We start from the raw sequence: 16,901 nt of genomic DNA on the forward strand, positions 1-16,901 counted from the left end.
TCTTTACCTTATTTAAATGGGAAGCCGAAAGCTTTAAGTAACGCACGACCTTCATCATCATTTTGAGCGGATGTGGTGATTGTCACGTCCATACCACGAATGCGATCAATCTTGTCAAAGTCTACTTCAGGGAATACGATTTGCTCTTTGATCCCAAGTGAGTAGTTGCCACGACCGTCAAAAGCTTTTGAAGAAAAACCACGGAAATCACGAATACGAGGAATTGCAATGGCAATGAGACGATCTAAAAATTCGTACATTTGCTCACCGCGCAGGGTTACTTTACAGCCGATTGGCCACTCTTCACGAATTTTAAAACCAGCAACGGATTTACGAGCTTTGGTCACTACAGGTTTTTGACCGGCGATTGCGGTCATGTCTGATAGTGCACCTTCAAGTAATTTTTTGTCTTGAGCGGCGCCGCCAACACCCATATTGATGGTGATTTTGGTGATCTTTGGTACCTGCATTACATTTTCAAGACCAAGCTCAGATTTGATTTGCTGCTTTAACTCATCGTTATATAAAGATTTTAATCTTGCCATTACCATTACACCCTTAGTGTTTTACGCAGTCGCCACAGCTTCACCAGATGAACGATAAACGCGAGATTTTTTGCCGTCATCGTTGATTTGGTAAGCAATACGATCTGCTTTTTGGGTTTGCGCATTATAAATTGCGACATTTGAAATATGTAAAAAAGCTTCTTGCTTAACGATACCACCTTCAGTGCCCGTCGCCTGATTAGGCTTTTGGTGTTTGGTGACAATGTTGATGCCTTCAACTTTTACGCGGTCATTTTTTACCGCGAGAATTGTGCCTTGCTTGCCTTTATCTTTGCCGGCAATCACAATTACTGAATCGCCTTTACGTAATTTAGCCATGGGTTACCTCACAATACTTCTGGTGCTAAGGATACAATTTTCATAAACTGATCACCACGTAGTTCACGAGTTACCGGTCCAAAAATACGAGTTGCGATCGGTGCTTTGTTTTGATTCAACAATACAGCTGCATTGTCATCAAAACGAATGACTGAACCATCAGGACGACGAACGCCTTTTTTGGTACGGACAACCACCGCATTCATCACGTCGCCTTTTTTAACACGACCGCGAGGAATGGCTTCTTTTACCGTTACTTTAATGATATCGCCAACTGATGCATAACGACGATGAGATCCGCCCAGTACTTTAATACACTGAACGCGTCTTGCACCGCTATTGTCTGCAACTTCCAGCATTGACTCTGTCTGAATCATAGCGTTACTCCAAACGTGTGAGCAATAAAAGCCAGTTGCTGCCGCTGACCGCCAAGCGGTTTAAGCCCGTAAGGCTTAAACCAAAGAACTTGAAGTTCTAATTAACTTGTAAGATCTGCTTGGCGCAATCAGCCAACCTTAAAAAGGCGGTTAGTTTAACAGCTTCTAACTTTTAAAGCAATTTTCTTAGATTTTTTCTGCTTTTTCAACCACATCCACCAATGTCCAAGACTTGGTTTTTGAGATTGGGCGCGTTTCTTTGATTCGGACAAGATCGCCTTGTTGGCAGATGTTGTTCTCATCGTGAGCTTTGATCTTAGTAGAACGGCGAAGCTGCTTGCCATACAAAGGATGACGAACCAAACGCTCAATCAACACGGTGATCGACTTATCCATCTTGTCGCTGACCACACGGCCGGTCAGTGTGCCAACCTCTTGGCTGGTTTGATTGTTATCACTCATGAGTCGCCTCTTTGTTTTTCGTTAATCAAAGTCTGAATCTTGGCAATCAAGCGACGATTGCTTTTGACTTCATGGGTACTTCCTAACTGACCAGTTGCTTTTGCCATACGAATACGGAAAGCATCAAGTTGCTTTTCATCAAGTAACTGGGTCAGCTCTTCTACTGATTTATCACGTAATTCACTGATCTTCATTACATTATCGTCCGCTTAACAATGGTAGTTTTAAAGGGAAGTTTGGCGGCTGCAAGCGTTAGTGCTTCACGAGCAAGCTCTTCTGATACCCCTTCAATTTCATAAAGTACTTTACCAGGCTTGATTTCGCAAACCCAATATTCAACCGGGCCTTTACCTTTACCCATACGAACTTCTAAAGGCTTGTTGGTGATCGGTTTGTCTGGGAACACACGGATCCAGATTTTACCACCACGCTTGATGCGGCGAGTGATGGTTCGACGAGCCGCTTCGATTTGACGCGCTGTCATACGACCGCGTGACACTGATTTTAGACCAATTTGTCCAAATGCAACGGTGCTTCCACGATGGGCAAGTCCTGTGTTACGACCTTTGTGCATTTTACGAAACTTGGTACGTTTTGGCTGTAACATAGTTTAACCTCTGTCTGAGTTTCGACGGTTTCCACGACCACGGCGTTGTTTTGGCGCACGGGTCTGCTCTTCTTTAACGGGATTATAAACACTGTTCATTCCGTCAAGAATTTCGCCGCGGAAAATCCAAACTTTTACCCCAATGGTGCCATAAGTTGTTTCGGCACGAACTGATGCATAGTCAATATCAGCGCGAAGGGTATGTAAAGGTACGCGACCTTCACGGTACCATTCAGTTCGTGCAATCTCAGCACCGCCTAAACGACCAGACAATTCAACTTTAATGCCTTGCGCTCCTGAACGCATGCTGTTTTGAACCGCACGCTTCATAGCGCGGCGGAACATCACACGGCGCTCAAGCTGACTTGCAATGCCATCAGCCACAAGACGCGCGTCAAGATCAGGAGAGGTGATTTCTTCAATATTAACCTGAGCGGGAACACCCATCATTTTGGTCAATTCTTTTTGAAGTTTTTCGATATCTTCGCCTTTTTTACCGATAACAATACCAGGTCGCGCGGTAGCGATGGTAATTTTAGCGGCTCCAGTTGGGCGCTCGATAACGATGCTGCTGATCATGGCAGCGTCAAGTTTTTTGCGAAGGTATTCGCGAACTTGAAGATCGTTAATCAGGTACTCTGAATACTGTTTTGGATCAGCATACCAGTTTGCATTGTGCTTTTTAACAACGCCAAGACGAATTCCGATTGGGTGAACTTTTTGACCCATAGCTTATTCTCCTACCTTGATAGTGATGTGACAGGTACGCTTGCTGATACGGTCAGCGCGACCTTTTGCACGTGGTAGGATACGCTTTAGCGTGATGCCTTCATCAACATAGATGGTTGAGACTTTTAAATCATCAATATCTAAGCCGTGGTTATGTTCGGCATTGGCGATGGCTGAGTTAAGGCATTTCTTAACGAACACCGCGCCTTTTTTATTGCTATACGTTAAAATATCCAAAGCACGCTCGATTGATTTGCCACGAACTTCATCAGCAACGAGTCTAACTTTTTGTGCCGAGATGGCGGCACCGCGCAATTTTGCAGTTACTTCCATGGTGAGCACCTTATCTCTTAGCTTTTTTGTCAACGCCGTGACCGCGGTAAGTGCGGGTTGGGGCGAATTCACCGAGTTTATGACCAACCATCTGCTCGCTTACGATAACGGGCACATGAGTGCGACCGTTATGAACAGATAAGGTGAGGCCAACCATTTGTGGCAAAATCATGGAGCGGCGCGACCAAGTTTTGATAGGCTTGCGAGAGTTGGTATCAATAGCATTCTCAACTTTGGCAAACAAGTGCGCGTCTATGAATGGACCTTTTTTCAATGAACGAGGCATGAAATTTTTCCTTTATTTCTTGGCGCGACGGCGACGGATGATCATACTGTCAGTACGCTTATTATGGCGTGTTTTAAGTCCTTTAGACTTCTGACCCCAAGGGCTGGTTGGATGACGACCTTTGTTACGACCTTCACCACCACCATGTGGGTGATCAACAGGGTTCATTGCCACACCGCGAACGGTTGGACGAACGCCGCGCCACCGCGCTGCACCAGCTTTACCAAGTGATTTTAGGTTGTTTTCATTGTTTGAAACTTCACCAATAACCGCACGGCAATTGACGTGAACGCGGCGAGTCTCACCTGAACGCAATCTTAAAATCGCATAGATACCGTCGCGACCTAATAACTGAACGCCAGCACCGGCTGAACGTGCCATTTGAGCACCTTTACCGATCTTAAGCTCAATGTTATGGATCACAGTACCAAGTGGAATGTTTTTAAGTGGTAAACAGTTTCCTGGACGGATTGGTGAGCCTTCTCCTGATTGAACAGTATCGCCTACAGCCAATTTTCTAGGAGCGATGATGTAGCGGCGCTCGCCGTCAGCATATTTTAGTAGTGCAATATGAGCGGTACGGTTTGGATCGTATTCAATACGCTCAACAATGGCAGGAATGCTGTCTTTGGTGCGTTTAAAATCGATGATACGGTAATGGTGCTTATGACCGCCGCCAACGTGACGGGTGGTGATACGACCATTGTTGTTACGACCACCTGATTTGCCTTTTGACTCAACAAGAGCGGCAAAAGGACGACCTTTGTAAAGGTGTGGGTGAACCACTTTTTCGACAAAACGACGCCCTGGTGATGTTGGCTTTGCTTTTACGATAGGCATGATTGTTATCCTTATTCGTTGTTCGCTGTTTCACTAGTAGAAGCCGTAGTTGCAACGTCTTCACCAGCATCAGCCATTTGTACATCTTGACCAGCTTTTAAGGTAACATAGGCTTTTTTATAGTCGTTACGACGGCCGATGCTTTTACCAAAACGCTTTGTCTTACCTTTAACATTCAAAGTGTTTACGCGAGTCACTTCAACGCCTTCAAACATCAACTCAACTGCTTTTTTGATTTCGCGCTTTGTGGCGTTACCATCAACTTTAAATACTTGAACACCAAGTGAGTCGCCAAGCATTTGAGATTTTTCTGAGAATACAGGTCCTCTTAAGACCTGATAAAGTCTTGCGTTGTTCATGCTAGTGCTTCCTCAAATTGTTTCGCAGCGTCAACAGACATGATCACTTTATCAAAGGCGATCAAGCTCACAGGATCCACTTCTGTCGTTCCAAGAACGTTGACGTGTGGGATGTTGCGAGCAGCAAGATATAAGTTTTCGTCCACTTCTTTGGTGACGATGAGCGCGCGTGGGGCGTTCAATTCACTTAATTTTGCGATCAACTCTTTGGTTTTAGGTGCAGAAACGCTGATGTCTTCAACCAAAATTAGGCGCTCTTGACGAACAAGCTCGGCTAGGATGCACTGCATGGCACCACGATACATTTTACGGTTGACTTTTTGTGACCAGTCTTGTGGTTTGGCGGCAAAAGCGCGACCACCTGAACGCCAGATTGGGCTACGAATTGAGCCTGCACGAGCGCGACCTGTTCCTTTTTGGCGCCATGGCTTGATGCCACCACCTGAAACTTCGCCACGGGTTTTTTGAGCACGAGTACCTTGGCGCGCACCAGCAAGATATGCGGTTACCACTTGATGCACCAATGCTTCGTTGAATTCACGACCAAATGCTGTGTCAGAAAGTTCAACCGCCGCACCTGTAACTGTTTTTAAATCCACGTTAATCCCCTTGCTTAGGCTTTGATTGACGGACGAACGATGACATCGCCACCGTTGGCACCAGGGATGGCACCCTTGATGACCAATAATCCTTTTTCGGCATCAACCGAGATCACTTCAAGACCTTGAACGGTAACTTGTTTATTACCCATTTGTCCTGGCATTTTTTTGCCTTTGAACACGCGACCTGGCGTCTGGTTTTGACCCGTTGAACCTACCACACGGTGAGATACTGAGTTACCGTGAGTGGCGTCTTGCGTGTTAAAGTTATGACGTTTTACGCCGCCTTGAAAGCCTTTACCTTTGCTTTGACCAGTAACATCTACCATCTGACCTTGTTCAAACAAGTCAGCTAGGATCTCGCCGCCAAGCTCACGACCTTCAAGCTCGCTGTCATTGACGCGAAATTCCCAAACACCGCGACCTGCTTTTACGCCCGCTTTAGCAAAGTGACCTTTTTGAGCGGCGGTCACACGGCTGTCGCGACGAGTTCCGGTGGTGATTTGAATCGCTTGGTAGCCATCTGTATCTTGAGTTTTTACTTGAGTAATGCGGTTTGCATCGACCTCGATCACGGTCACAGGAATTGCAGCGCCTGCTTCAGTGAAGATACGGGTCATGCCGCATTTTTTACCGACTAAACCGATCGCCATTTTAAACCTCTTTATATCTTTGTTAATGGGTTGGGTAGGTTGATTAACCCAAAGCAATTTGAACGTCAACGCCCGCTGCTAAATCAAGCTTCATTAACGCATCGACAGTTTTGTCAGTTGGCTGAACGATATCAACCATGCGTTTGTGAGTGCGGATTTCGTATTGGTCACGAGCGTCTTTGTTGACGTGTGGCGAGGTTAGAACGTTAAAACGCTCAATGCGGGTCGGCAACGGTACAGGACCGCAAATTTGTGCGCCGGTGCGCTTAGCAGTATCGACGATCTCTTGAGCTGACTGATCAATAAGACGATGGTCAAAAGACTTAAGTCGGATACGGATTCTCTGGTTAGCCATGCCAGCAAGCTCCTAATATGTGCTTTTACTTTAAGCAGTAAAAGCCGATTGATTAAAAATTCACTTCAGGCGGCTTAAGTTCTTTATAGAACCAGTAGCAAGCTAAAAGCAAAATAGTCAAGCCCCGCTGACCCTCCTATTATTGGACGGTAGCAAAGCCAAAGTGAAATAGTGCTAGAAACGATGCTCTAGCTGTCATAGCGTCGGCAGATAATAGCTGCCCGCTGATAATTCAGTGGGATGTATTATACAGACAATTTAAATCATTGCAAGGCGATATTAGCGCTAACTGATGTTTTTAAAGACAATATCGCGCTTTTTTTACTAAATTTTCAGTCAATTTCAATAAAATTGCTGCAACTCATTAATCAAGGACAATATCATATTGTTCTTGGGTATATAAATTTTCAACTTCAAAAGTAATGACGCGACCTAGCAGATATTCTAAATCGGCAACGGTATCTGCTTCCGTAGTAAGCAGTAAATCAATAACGGCGGCGTGAGCAACAACGGTAAATTTTTTGGGAGCATTATAGGTTCGAGCGCAGCGCATAATTTCGCGGAAAATCTCAAAACAAACGGTCTCGGCAGTTTTGACAAAGCCGCGACCTTGACAGGTGGAACACGGTTCGCAAAGCTGCTGACCTAAGGACTCACGGGTTCGCTTTCGGGTCATCTCAACCAAGCCAAGCTCGCTGACTTGAGTGATGTTGGTCTTGGCATAGTCTTTTGCTAATTGCTCTTGCAAGCTTGCCAGCACGTCATCTTTATGCTCTTGCTCAAGCATGTCAATAAAATCAAGGATGATGATGCCGCCTAAATTGCGAAGCCTAAGCTGACGGGCAATGGCGTGGGTGGCTTCCAAATTGGTTTTATAAACGGTATCCTCAAGCGATCTGCCGCCAACAAAGGAGCCAGTATTGACATCAATGGTGGTCATCGCCTCGGTTTGGTCGATGATGAGATAACCGCCGGATTTTAAATCAACGCGGCGCTTTAAGGCATCGCGTAAGTCCTCTTCAACGCGGTGAACATCAAACAGCGGCGGCTCAGCGGTATAATGAACAATTCGATCAAAAACAAAGGGCACAAACTCTTTAGCAAAATGACGCAACTGCTCAAACAACTGAGCATTGTCCACCACTACTTTTTCAGTATCGCTATGAACCAAATCGCGGATTGATCGCATCGGCAAAGACAGCTCTTGATAAATGAGCGCGGAGCTTTGATGCGGCTTAACTTCAAGCCTACGGGCGCAAATGGTTCGCCAAAGCTGAAGCAGATAATAAATATCCTCCTCAAGCTTACTCACCAAAACGCGCTCAGCAGCGGTTCTGGCAATCAAGCCGCCTTTTAAATTGACCGTTTGCATCAGATTGCTAAGCTCAGTTTTGAGCCGTAAGCGCTCGTCTTCATTGTCGATTCGCTGCGAAATACCAATATGCTCACTCGACGGCAAATAGACCAAATATCGCGATGGCAAAGAAATATTGGTGGTCAAGCGAGCGCCCTTACTGCCTAGCTGGTCTTTGGTCACTTGAACCAACACGCGCTGGCTTTCATGAAGCCGATTTTGAATAAGGTTTTGAGCTTGATCAATTGAGGTCAGCGGCGCAGGGTTAATGGATACAGGAGCAGCCGGTAAGCTCTCTCCTTCTTCATTTCTTACCGCTTCAATGGCAGCTAAAGGCTGATCTGAGTCGCCCGTTTTTACTTGTAATTCTTGAGCTTCTTTTGGGGCGGTTTTTATAGGGCGCTGCATATCATTAACGTGTAAAAACGCCGTTCTTGATTGACCAATATCGACAAACGCCGCTTGCATCCCCGGCAGCACGCGAACGACCGTTCCCAAATAGATATTGCCAACGAGTCCTAATTTATGGTGGCGCTCAATATAAATCTCGCTTAATACGCCGTTGTCCATGACGGCAACTCGCGATTCCATCGGACTGACGTTAATCAAAAGCTCTTCAGACATAACGCCTCTTTTGCTGATATTGATAAATGGTGAAGGGTTGAAAACTTATAGCTATGATAAGTCATTGATCTCAAAACTTGAGCCAACGTCATGGCTTTTTTTGGCGACAGCGCGGTTTTTTGGTAAGCAGATAGTGTAGCAAAAAAGCGCTCTCAATGCTGACAATCCTTAAGCGCCATTTTTAGCCAAATTTCTTTAACTGCATTATCATTAACCTATTTTTAATTTAAAATTTTTCATTATAAAAAGGCTTAAGCAGCGCTAACGTTTGTGCCAAAGGCAATCCTACAACATTGGTATAGCTGCCATTGATTTTAGCGACCCAAGCGGCTGCCAAGCCTTGAATGCCATAGCCGCCTGCTTTATCTTGCGGTTCGCCGCTGTCCCAATAGCGCTGCATCATGGCATCCGTTAATGGCACAAAAGTGACGTCAGTGCGCTCAATCAAACTTTTTTGATCGCTTATTTGCCAAGCGTTTTTATTGCCTTTTTCATTATCAGGTAAATAAGCATCAGGTAAATAAGCCGCTTTGGTAACGGTAACTGCCGTCCAAACTTGATGGGTGGCATCGGACATTTTTTGCCACATGGCGCGGGCATCATCAACGTCGATAGGTTTTACCAAAACAGTTTTACCATCAGGAAGCACGCCAATGGTATCGGCGGTAATGATAATAATATCGTCTTTGTCATTCAAATTAGAAAAGTTATTCAAATTAGAAAGCGAATTTAATGCCCGAACTGCTGCTTGAGCTTTGCTTGCTACCATTCGCTGAATATAATCGGTCGGCGCTTCATTGGGCAAAACGGCTTCGTCAATATCAACGCTTAAGGTGCTAAAATCAAGTTCGGCTTGAGCTAATAACTCACGGCGGCGCGGCGAGCTTGAGGCTAAAATTAAAGTCATAAGGCACTCTTTTTAACAATCATTATTAAAAAATCAGTTAGGAAAATCAAAGCGACCATTTGGGTCAGGATTGAGGTCATATTTTGGCAAGCCATGACGGCAATTTCTGTCAATTTACTGGTTATGCTTTATAATGGTCGGCAAATTGGGATGTTAAAATAAATTTTAAGCATTTTATAATTGATTTGGCATGGGAGCAATTATGTCACAGGACAATCAACAAGCCGCGTTAACCGACAGCGCGGTCAGCCGCCAAGAAATTTTGGAAGTGGCGAGCTTAGCACGATTAGGAATTGATGAGGCGACCGCCGAAAATTATGCCGGTGATATCAGCAAAATTTTAAGCTTAATGCAAACGCTTGCCGGCGTTGATACCGATAACGTCGCGCCGCTTGCCAACATTCATGAGGCGTGCCAAGACTTGCGCGCGGATGTGGCGCGTCACGATATCGACCGCGAGTTGAACCAATCGATGGCGCCAAAAGTTGGTGATGGCTTATATCTTGTGCCGCAAGTGATTGAATAGTCGTGATTGCATCGTTTTTTGATTTTTTATGTTAATTACCTTTAAATAAACGGACGACTTGTTATGTCTGAAATTCATGAGTTAAGTACCGAGCAGCTCATTCAAGGGCTGCAAAATAAGCAGTTTAGTAGCGTTGATTTGACCACGCATTTTTTAAATCGCATTGAGAAACTTGACGGCAAAATTAACAGCTTTATTACCTTAACCGGTGATATCGCCCTTGCCAAAGCAAAAGCCTGCGATGAGATGCGCGCTCAAGGTGACAAGCGCGCCTTGCTTGGCGTTCCAATGGCGCATAAAGATATTTTTTGTACCCAAGGGGTGTTGACCACTTGCGGCTCAAAAATGCTGTATAACTTTGTGTCGCCTTATGACGCGACCATCGTCCACCGCATTGATGACGCGGGAATGATTAGCTTGGGCAAGCTCAACATGGATGAGTTTGCGATGGGGTCAGACAACGCCAGCTCGTATTTTGGCGCGGTTCATAACCCTTGGAATTTGGATCGCGTTCCGGGCGGCTCGTCAGGCGGTAGCGCGGCGGCAGTGGCAGCAGGATTGACGCCGCTTGCAACGGCAAGCGATACTGGCGGCTCCATCCGTCAACCGGCATCGTTTTGCGGATTGACCGGAATCAAACCCACTTACGGTCGCGTGTCACGCTTTGGCATGATTGCTTACGCCTCAAGTCTTGACCAAGCCGGAACGATTGGCAAAAGCGCCAAAGACTGCGCTTATTTATTACAGCCAATGGTCGGTCATGATGCAAGGGACGCCACTTCAATCAAGCATGACATTCCCGATTACGTTCAAGACATGAATGACGCTGAAAAAACGGGCGGCGACAAACCGCTTGCCCATTTAAAAATCGGCGTGGCAAAAGAATACTTTGGTGCAGGATTAAATAGCGAAGTGGCGGATGCGGTCAAGCAGGCGCTAAAAACCTATGAAGATTTGGGCGCCACCATCGTTGAGGTGAACATCACTGACCCTGAAATCACCCTTGCCACCTATTATATGCTCGCGCCGGCTGAGGCGTCTTCTAACCTTTCGCGATTTGATGGTGTTCGCTTTGGCTACCGCTGTAATGACCCAAAAGACTTGATTGATTTATATACCCGATCACGCTCAGAAGGCTTTGGCGCAGAAGTTCAACGCCGGATTTTGATGGGAACTTATGCGTTATCGGCAGGTTATTTTGATGCGTATTACACTAAAGCTCAACGCATCCGCCGCTTGATTGTCGAAGACTTTAAAACCGCCTTTCATCACTGCGATATCATTGCCAGCCCAACCGTTCCGATGACGGCTTATAAATTAAGCGACAATTTAGACCCTGCGACCATGTATTTGGGCGACGTTTATACTATTGGGGTGAACTTGGCAGGGCTTCCGGCGCTCAGTCATCCGGTTGGACTCTCAAATGACGGCATGCCCATTGGCATTCAGCTGATTGGTCAGCATTGGCAGGAAAGTCAATTGCTTAGCACCGCGCACCTGTTTCAACAAAACACCGGCTATCATTTGCAGCAATCTGCCATTGCTAAGGAGACCGTATAATGACCAAGGCAAACTTTGACCCAAAACTGTTGGTCGATGGCTATGAAGTGGTGATTGGCATTGAAATTCACTGTCAGCTCAACACCGACAGCAAAATCTTTTCTAGTGCGCCGACCGCCTTTGGTCATGAGCCAAATACCCAAGCCAATATCGTTGATTTGGGCTTGCCGGGCGTTTTACCGGTACTCAATCACGGCGTTGTTGAGCGCGCGCTGAAATTTGGCATCGGCGTAAATGCAAAGCTTGGGTTATACAATACTTTTGACCGTAAAAACTACTTTTACCCTGATTTGCCTAAAGGCTATCAAATCACGCAAATGGCAAACCCGATTGTCGGTCGCGGCTATATCGACGTGATGGTCAATGAAGGCGAAAAAAACGAATACCCAAAACGCATTGGCATCACCCGCGCCCATTTAGAAGAAGACGCCGGAAAATCGGTTCATAATGCCGCCGATGGCATGACCGGAATTGACTTAAACCGCGCCGGCACGCCGCTGATTGAAATCGTTTCAGAACCGGATATGCGCTCGGTTCACGAAGCGCTTGCTTATATCAAAGCCATTCATCAGCTCGTCACTTGGCTTGGTATTTCTGACGCGATTATGGCGGAAGGCTCGTTTCGCTGCGACTGTAACGTGTCCATCCGCAAACCAGGTGCGGAGCTTGGAACGCGAACGGAGCTTAAAAACCTCAACTCATTTCGTTTTATTGAGCGCGCCATCAACCGCGAAATTGAGCGTCAAATCGACATCATCGAGGATGGCGGCAAAGTCATTCAAGCCACGCGTCTTTATGACCCTGATAAAGACGAAACGCGCTCGATGCGAACCAAAGAAGAAGCCAACGACTATCGCTACTTCCCCGACCCTGATTTGCTTCCGGTTCGGATTGAACAGCATACCGTTGATGAAATTTTAGCAGCAATGCCAGAGCTTCCTGTGGCGCGCCGCAGCCGCTTTGAAACCGAGCTTGGGTTATCGGAATATGACGCTCGCATCTTGACCGGAAGCCGTCAGCTTGCTGATTATTTTGAAGCGGTCGTTGCTGAAGCTGGCGCGACCTCCACCAAAATCGCCGCTAACTGGGTGATGGGCGACTTGCTTGGCGCGCTGAATAAAGACGACAAAACCATTGACGCCTCCCCTATCAGCGCGGCGCAACTTGCCAAACTGCTTGAGCGCATCAATGACAATACGTTATCGGGCAAACTTGCCAAAAAAGTCTTTAGCGCATTGTACGAAGGTGAAGGCGGCGATAGCGCGGACGCGGCTGACATCATCATCAAAACCCAAGACTTAAAACAAGAAACCGACACCGGCGCAATTAAAGCCATCGTTGAGGATGTCATCGCTAATAACCAAGCCATGGTTGATGAGTATCGCGGCGGCAAGCAAAAAGCCTTTAACGGTCTTGTTGGTCAAGTGATGAAAGCCAGTCGCGGCAGCGCCAATCCGCAGCAGGTGAATGAGATTTTAAAATCGCTTTTGAACTAAGCTATAAAAGCTTTGGCTGATAATTTGCCTGCAAAATTAACCCTTGCAATCTCATTAATTTTGGGTAAAATAGTCAGTCATTCGGGGCGTAGCGCAGTCTGGTAGCGCACCACACTGGGGGTGTGGTGGTCGCAGGTTCAAATCCTGCCGTTCCGACCAAATTTTGAAGTAAAAAAGGTCAACTATTATTTATAATGGTTGACCTTTTTTTTGGGTTAAAATTAAGCATAATTAGCAAGGCTAGGAGTAATTATCCGAAGGACAGCAAAACACCCTAACGTTGTCAGTGTCTTGCATCTACTTTGAGCTAAGGTGTAAATGTGAGTGCCAACAATATAGCTTTAAGCTTTAATACCGCAGAATATTATAGCTTGCAGGAAGCTAGTGAATATCTAAACACTAAGTATAATTCTGACAACGTAACTCCGAAAAAAATCCTTAAGCACATGGTGAGCCATGACACTCCTGCTTATATTCATGTATCATTTAAAAATGAAAGTTTTAAAATAATAGGCGATTTTGAAACAACAATAACAACTGACCCAGAATTTAAGAATTTTTTTAAGAAGCCTTATGAATCTAAAAATGAAGATGAAAGCAAGTATTGGCTAAACAAATTTAAAGAAATAGAAGAAAAAGCAAATAATGATCTTTATTCGAATTTTTACCTAGGCTTATTATTATTAAAGGTTAGTGAATTAACATTGTTTAACTTATCATTTAAAAATGAGGCGGCAAATGTAGATTCACTAGGATTTGACGGCATTTTAATAAGAAATGACCTCGAAGCAGACCCTAGTAAACTTTCATTTTTAAAGAGAGAGCAAGATAGTTTTTATGTAAGAGGTATAGGACATTTTGAGATAGGAATAGAAGATATTCAAAATGTAGATTTAGAGGATATTAGAAAATATATATCTTTGGAGTTTGACAGCATTTTTGAAACTTCAGGGGGATTAGCCTATCCTTATTTCAAGCTGAGCATTAGAGATTTGGTAATTCTTCATAAAGATTTATTAACTCTTGAAGAGCAAATAATAGAAAATGTAGCCGTATCTAAAAAGCAGAATATTAGTATTAACCTACAAAATCTACCTAAAAGGAAAGGTGTTAGTCCTAAGAAAGTGCTCGCTCAAAGTCTTGCTAGGCATATTGCTGATGATGAATGGAAAAAAGATAAAAACAAAAATATAAAAATGTTAGAAATGTCTAATATTGTTTGGAGTAAACTTTGGGAGTTAGGTTTTGCCGACACTCTCCCTGAGCAACAAAGAATTAGAGAATGGATTAAAGGCAATGCGCCCGATTACGCAAGCGAGGGAGGCAGACCACGCCAAAAATAATATATTCAAAGCTATCTTTACCAATATAAAGGTAGCTTTACTAGTTTTTCTCTAATATTTTAATACCTAACATAAACCATGTAAGCCGTAGCACACCGTTACGACATATCATGGAGTTATACCAATGACCAAGCAAAACAAACCTTCCAAGCGAAAGTCCTATAAACTCGCCAAATGGCAAATTGTCACTTTAAAATTTTTATTAGCTGTCATCACTCCCATGTTGCTAAGCCCAACTATTATTCATCTGAATATTTATATCACTATCCTCTCTTAAAATTCCGCTCCATTTACCATAACTCCTACGCATAATCGCTAGACATTGTTTAAATGAGGCGTTAGGGTAAACCCTTTACCACCTATGATGGTTTACCTTATGAACGAGCCAACCGCTCAATCCTTACCACAGCTCAGCCAGTCCACCATAACTAATCCTGCCCCTTGGGAGCAATTCCGCCGACCATTCGTCCGCGATTTGGCGTTTGCGATCGTCTGCCCCAACATGTTGACCCATTGGATCGATACCGCGCCCAATCAGAATACGCCGCCTGTGTTTGTGCATTCTGAAGCGTTTTGGCAGGCGCAATTTGATGCTTATCAAACACGCCTCGTTGAGCTTGATTCAACCACGGCTTATCAGGACTTAACGCGATTTTTGCTCAAGCGACCAAGCCCAAATCGATTAGGGTTTCATTTTGAAGGCTTGATCCATTTTTGGCTTCAAGATGGTTTTGAAAATGATTGCCATCCGTTTGAGGTGATCGCTAACAATGTTCAGCTGTACCGCGATAAGCAAACGACAGGCGAGCTTGATTTAATTATCAAAAATCACGAGCGCCAATCGATCGAGCATTGGGAGCTGGCAATCAAATTTTTTATGGGATCAGCGCCTTTTTTACCTGAAAATTGGGTGGGAATCAACTCAAACGATAACTTGCAGCGCAAAATGAGTCATATGCAATGCAAGCAATTTCGTAGCGTTTGGGTGGATACACCGAATCACGGTCAAGTTAAAATCGATCAGCGTTTTGCGGTGATTAAAGGTCGGTTTTTTTTGCCGATATTGACAATGGATTTTGACTCTCCAAAATGGATGACGCCAAATTTTCCGCTGCATCGTTGGTTTGATAGTTTAGATACTGCACAATTGGCAAAGCTGCAAAATGCCTCACTTCGGCGAGCGCATTATGTTGAGTGGTTTACCCAGCGCCCGTTTTATGAGCAAAAAAGCGCGATTGATGTTTTAAATCATCCGGCAACGGGGCTTTATTTTTTGGACGATACGCCGCTGGTGGTTTGTCCGGCGACGTTTTCAACCAAACCTTAGCGCCAATACAGCACCCAAGCGCTGTCCGTTTTGACGTTGGGATCATTGTTGATTTTGTCTTTTAAGGCAAGTGCCGCAACTTTTCCGCGCTCAGGTCCTACCATCACGCGAACGCCGCGATCGGTCTTGCTGGTTTTGACCTCGTAGCCTGCCGCTTTAAGTTTTTTGACGACTTCATCAGCATTGGCTTGACTGGTTGCCAGCGCCACTTGAACGCCAAAACTGCCTTTGGCATCGGTTTCTTTCACCTGTTTTCGAGCATTCTCCAGCTTGTCTTCAATGGCTTTGGTTTTTTTGGCTTTGGCTTCTTCTTGTTGCCGCTTGTCTTTCTCGGCTTTTTTTGCCGCTTTGGCGTCTTGTTTGAGCTTTGCAATTTGGCTTTGCGAGGGAATAGTGAGCTTTTGACCAACTTTTAGCGTCGCATCTTTAGAGATGCCATTGGCTTGAGTGAGCGCGGATAAGGGAACGTGGTATTTTTCGGCAAGCTTTCCTAAGCTGTCGCCACTTTCAATACGATAGGTGCTGACCGATTTCGGCGCGGCTGTTGCCGCTTTAGCTTCCTTTTTTTCAGCTTCCTTCTTTTCGGTTTCCTTCTTATCTTGGGCTTTTTTAGCTTGCGCTTTTTTATCAGCGGCTTGTTTTTGCTCCGCTTGCTTTTTAGCTTGCGCTTCTTTTTTCGCTTTGTCAGCTTCTGCTTTTTTTACCTCGTCATTTTTTTTGGCGGATTCAGGATTTGAGGTCGCTTCTTGAGGGTTGGCTTCGGCTTTTGCAATCGCCGCATTGGTCGCTGAATCGGCTTTGACGTCGCTTTTTGATGCTTCAGACTTTGAAGTTTCTGAATTATTTTTGGCAGCGCTGGTTTTATCCGCGTAACGCTGATTTTCAGCTCGCGATTTTGCCAAGGCTTCTGCCTCCGCGCTTTCTTGCTGGGCAAGCAATTCTTTAGCGCGTTTTTCTTGCTCCGCAATCCGAGCGGCACGCTCTTTTTGCTTTTGGGCAAGCAGGCGCTTTTCGGTGGCAAGATCGGTGGTCAGTGGCTCAGGCGCCTTATTGCTTGCCGCAGGTTTGGTCACCACAGCGGCGGCAGGCTTGTCCTCAGTATCAATCTGCTGCGCCATCGCATAAAGCATGATGCTGCCGCCGACAATCATGCCGATGCCTAAAAAGGTTTGTCTTGACCAAATCATGAACAATTATCTCGCCGCTGAAAATAAAATTTGGGAACATCAATCGCTTCGATTATAAAGCATATTGTTGATATTGTCTGCCATGTTGCGCTT

22 protein-coding genes and 1 tRNA gene are annotated in these 16,901 nt (G+C 45.2%); 6 read left to right on the plus strand and 17 right to left on the minus strand.

The annotated features are described in order from the left end of the window. Positions 1 to 8: 8 nt before the first annotated feature. From rplE to HF322_RS10855, 16 genes are all read right to left on the minus strand, one after another. Complete coding sequence (rplE, locus tag HF322_RS10780) at positions 9 to 545, minus strand: 50S ribosomal protein L5 (protein WP_169393462.1); 537 nt, start codon at positions 543 to 545, stop codon at positions 9 to 11. Between the two features lie 21 nt (positions 546 to 566). Continuing rightward, a complete protein-coding gene (gene rplX, locus HF322_RS10785) occupies positions 567 to 884 on the minus strand; it encodes a 50S ribosomal protein L24 (RefSeq protein WP_169393463.1) in 318 nt (105 codons plus the stop codon). An 8-nt stretch (positions 885 to 892) separates the two neighbouring features. Continuing rightward, on the minus strand, positions 893 to 1,261 hold the full coding sequence (rplN, locus tag HF322_RS10790; RefSeq protein ID WP_169393464.1) for a 50S ribosomal protein L14: 369 nt from the start codon (positions 1,259 to 1,261) through the stop codon (positions 893 to 895). 186 nt (positions 1,262 to 1,447) lie between these two features. Next, the gene (gene rpsQ, locus HF322_RS10795; RefSeq protein WP_169393465.1) at positions 1,448 to 1,723 is read right to left on the minus strand and encodes a 30S ribosomal protein S17; all 276 of its coding nucleotides are present in this window, start codon (positions 1,721 to 1,723) and stop codon (positions 1,448 to 1,450) included. Beyond that, entirely contained in the window at positions 1,720 to 1,917 is a 198-nt protein-coding gene (rpmC, locus tag HF322_RS10800) for a 50S ribosomal protein L29 (protein WP_169393466.1), read from the minus strand. Before rpmC ends, rpsQ begins: the two co-directional genes overlap by 4 nt. After that, the gene (rplP, locus tag HF322_RS10805; RefSeq protein WP_169393467.1) at positions 1,917 to 2,330 is read right to left on the minus strand and encodes a 50S ribosomal protein L16; all 414 of its coding nucleotides are present in this window, start codon (positions 2,328 to 2,330) and stop codon (positions 1,917 to 1,919) included. The genes rpmC and rplP overlap by 1 nt, the downstream gene beginning before the upstream one ends. Positions 2,331 to 2,333: 3 nt before the next feature. Then, on the minus strand, positions 2,334 to 3,059 hold the full coding sequence (gene rpsC / locus HF322_RS10810; RefSeq protein ID WP_169393468.1) for a 30S ribosomal protein S3: 726 nt from the start codon (positions 3,057 to 3,059) through the stop codon (positions 2,334 to 2,336). A gap of 3 nt (positions 3,060 to 3,062) precedes the next feature. Next, positions 3,063 to 3,392, minus strand: coding sequence for a 50S ribosomal protein L22 (rplV, locus tag HF322_RS10815; protein ID WP_169393469.1), 330 nt, complete (start codon positions 3,390 to 3,392; stop codon positions 3,063 to 3,065). Between the two features lie 10 nt (positions 3,393 to 3,402). Then, entirely contained in the window at positions 3,403 to 3,678 is a 276-nt protein-coding gene (gene rpsS / locus HF322_RS10820) for a 30S ribosomal protein S19 (RefSeq protein WP_169393470.1), read from the minus strand. 12 nt (positions 3,679 to 3,690) lie between these two features. Then, positions 3,691 to 4,518, minus strand: coding sequence for a 50S ribosomal protein L2 (gene rplB, locus HF322_RS10825; RefSeq protein ID WP_169393471.1), 828 nt, complete (start codon positions 4,516 to 4,518; stop codon positions 3,691 to 3,693). Between the two features lie 11 nt (positions 4,519 to 4,529). Then, positions 4,530 to 4,877, minus strand: a complete 348-nt coding sequence (gene rplW, locus HF322_RS10830) for a 50S ribosomal protein L23 (protein ID WP_169393472.1) — start codon at positions 4,875 to 4,877, stop codon at positions 4,530 to 4,532. Next, positions 4,874 to 5,476, minus strand: a complete 603-nt coding sequence (gene rplD / locus HF322_RS10835) for a 50S ribosomal protein L4 (protein ID WP_169393473.1) — start codon at positions 5,474 to 5,476, stop codon at positions 4,874 to 4,876. The genes rplW and rplD overlap by 4 nt, the downstream gene beginning before the upstream one ends. Positions 5,477 to 5,490: 14 nt before the next feature. Next, entirely contained in the window at positions 5,491 to 6,129 is a 639-nt protein-coding gene (rplC, locus tag HF322_RS10840) for a 50S ribosomal protein L3 (RefSeq protein ID WP_169393474.1), read from the minus strand. A 43-nt stretch (positions 6,130 to 6,172) separates the two neighbouring features. Then, positions 6,173 to 6,484: a 30S ribosomal protein S10 gene (gene rpsJ, locus HF322_RS10845; protein ID WP_169393475.1), complete on the minus strand. Its 312-nt coding sequence runs from the start codon at positions 6,482 to 6,484 to the stop codon at positions 6,173 to 6,175. Positions 6,485 to 6,848: 364 nt separating this feature from the next. Then, on the minus strand, positions 6,849 to 8,462 hold the full coding sequence (locus tag HF322_RS10850) for an Rne/Rng family ribonuclease (RefSeq protein ID WP_169393476.1): 1,614 nt from the start codon (positions 8,460 to 8,462) through the stop codon (positions 6,849 to 6,851). 226 nt (positions 8,463 to 8,688) lie between these two features. Then, positions 8,689 to 9,369, minus strand: coding sequence for a nucleoside triphosphate pyrophosphatase (locus HF322_RS10855; protein ID WP_169393477.1), 681 nt, complete (start codon positions 9,367 to 9,369; stop codon positions 8,689 to 8,691). 202 nt (positions 9,370 to 9,571) lie between these two features. Between HF322_RS10855 and gatC the strand changes: the two genes are divergently transcribed. The 6 genes from gatC (at position 9,572) to HF322_RS10885 (ending at position 15,621) form a co-directional block, all read left to right on the plus strand. Continuing rightward, positions 9,572 to 9,895, plus strand: a complete 324-nt coding sequence (gene gatC / locus HF322_RS10860) for an Asp-tRNA(Asn)/Glu-tRNA(Gln) amidotransferase subunit GatC (RefSeq protein ID WP_169393478.1) — start codon at positions 9,572 to 9,574, stop codon at positions 9,893 to 9,895. A 63-nt stretch (positions 9,896 to 9,958) separates the two neighbouring features. Further along, the gene (gatA, locus tag HF322_RS10865; RefSeq protein ID WP_169393479.1) at positions 9,959 to 11,455 is read left to right on the plus strand and encodes an Asp-tRNA(Asn)/Glu-tRNA(Gln) amidotransferase subunit GatA; all 1,497 of its coding nucleotides are present in this window, start codon (positions 9,959 to 9,961) and stop codon (positions 11,453 to 11,455) included. Then, positions 11,455 to 12,951, plus strand: coding sequence for an Asp-tRNA(Asn)/Glu-tRNA(Gln) amidotransferase subunit GatB (gatB, locus tag HF322_RS10870; protein ID WP_169393480.1), 1,497 nt, complete (start codon positions 11,455 to 11,457; stop codon positions 12,949 to 12,951). The genes gatA and gatB overlap by 1 nt, the downstream gene beginning before the upstream one ends. Positions 12,952 to 13,033: 82 nt before the next feature. Continuing rightward, positions 13,034 to 13,110: transfer RNA gene (locus HF322_RS10875), tRNA-Pro, on the plus strand. 161 nt (positions 13,111 to 13,271) lie between these two features. After that, entirely contained in the window at positions 13,272 to 14,294 is a 1,023-nt protein-coding gene (locus tag HF322_RS10880) for a hypothetical protein (protein WP_169393481.1), read from the plus strand. A gap of 376 nt (positions 14,295 to 14,670) precedes the next feature. After that, entirely contained in the window at positions 14,671 to 15,621 is a 951-nt protein-coding gene (locus HF322_RS10885; protein ID WP_169393482.1) for a DUF1853 family protein, read from the plus strand. Here HF322_RS10885 and HF322_RS10890 read toward each other — a convergent pair. Continuing rightward, positions 15,618 to 16,808: a LysM peptidoglycan-binding domain-containing protein gene (locus HF322_RS10890; RefSeq protein ID WP_169393483.1), complete on the minus strand. Its 1,191-nt coding sequence runs from the start codon at positions 16,806 to 16,808 to the stop codon at positions 15,618 to 15,620. The two genes, HF322_RS10885 and HF322_RS10890, sit on opposite strands and share 4 nt — an antisense overlap. Positions 16,809 to 16,901: the final 93 nt, after the last annotated feature.

This window comes from Psychrobacter sp. MF31, from assembly GCF_012847335.1.
Lineage (GTDB): Bacteria > Pseudomonadota > Gammaproteobacteria > Pseudomonadales > Moraxellaceae > Psychrobacter.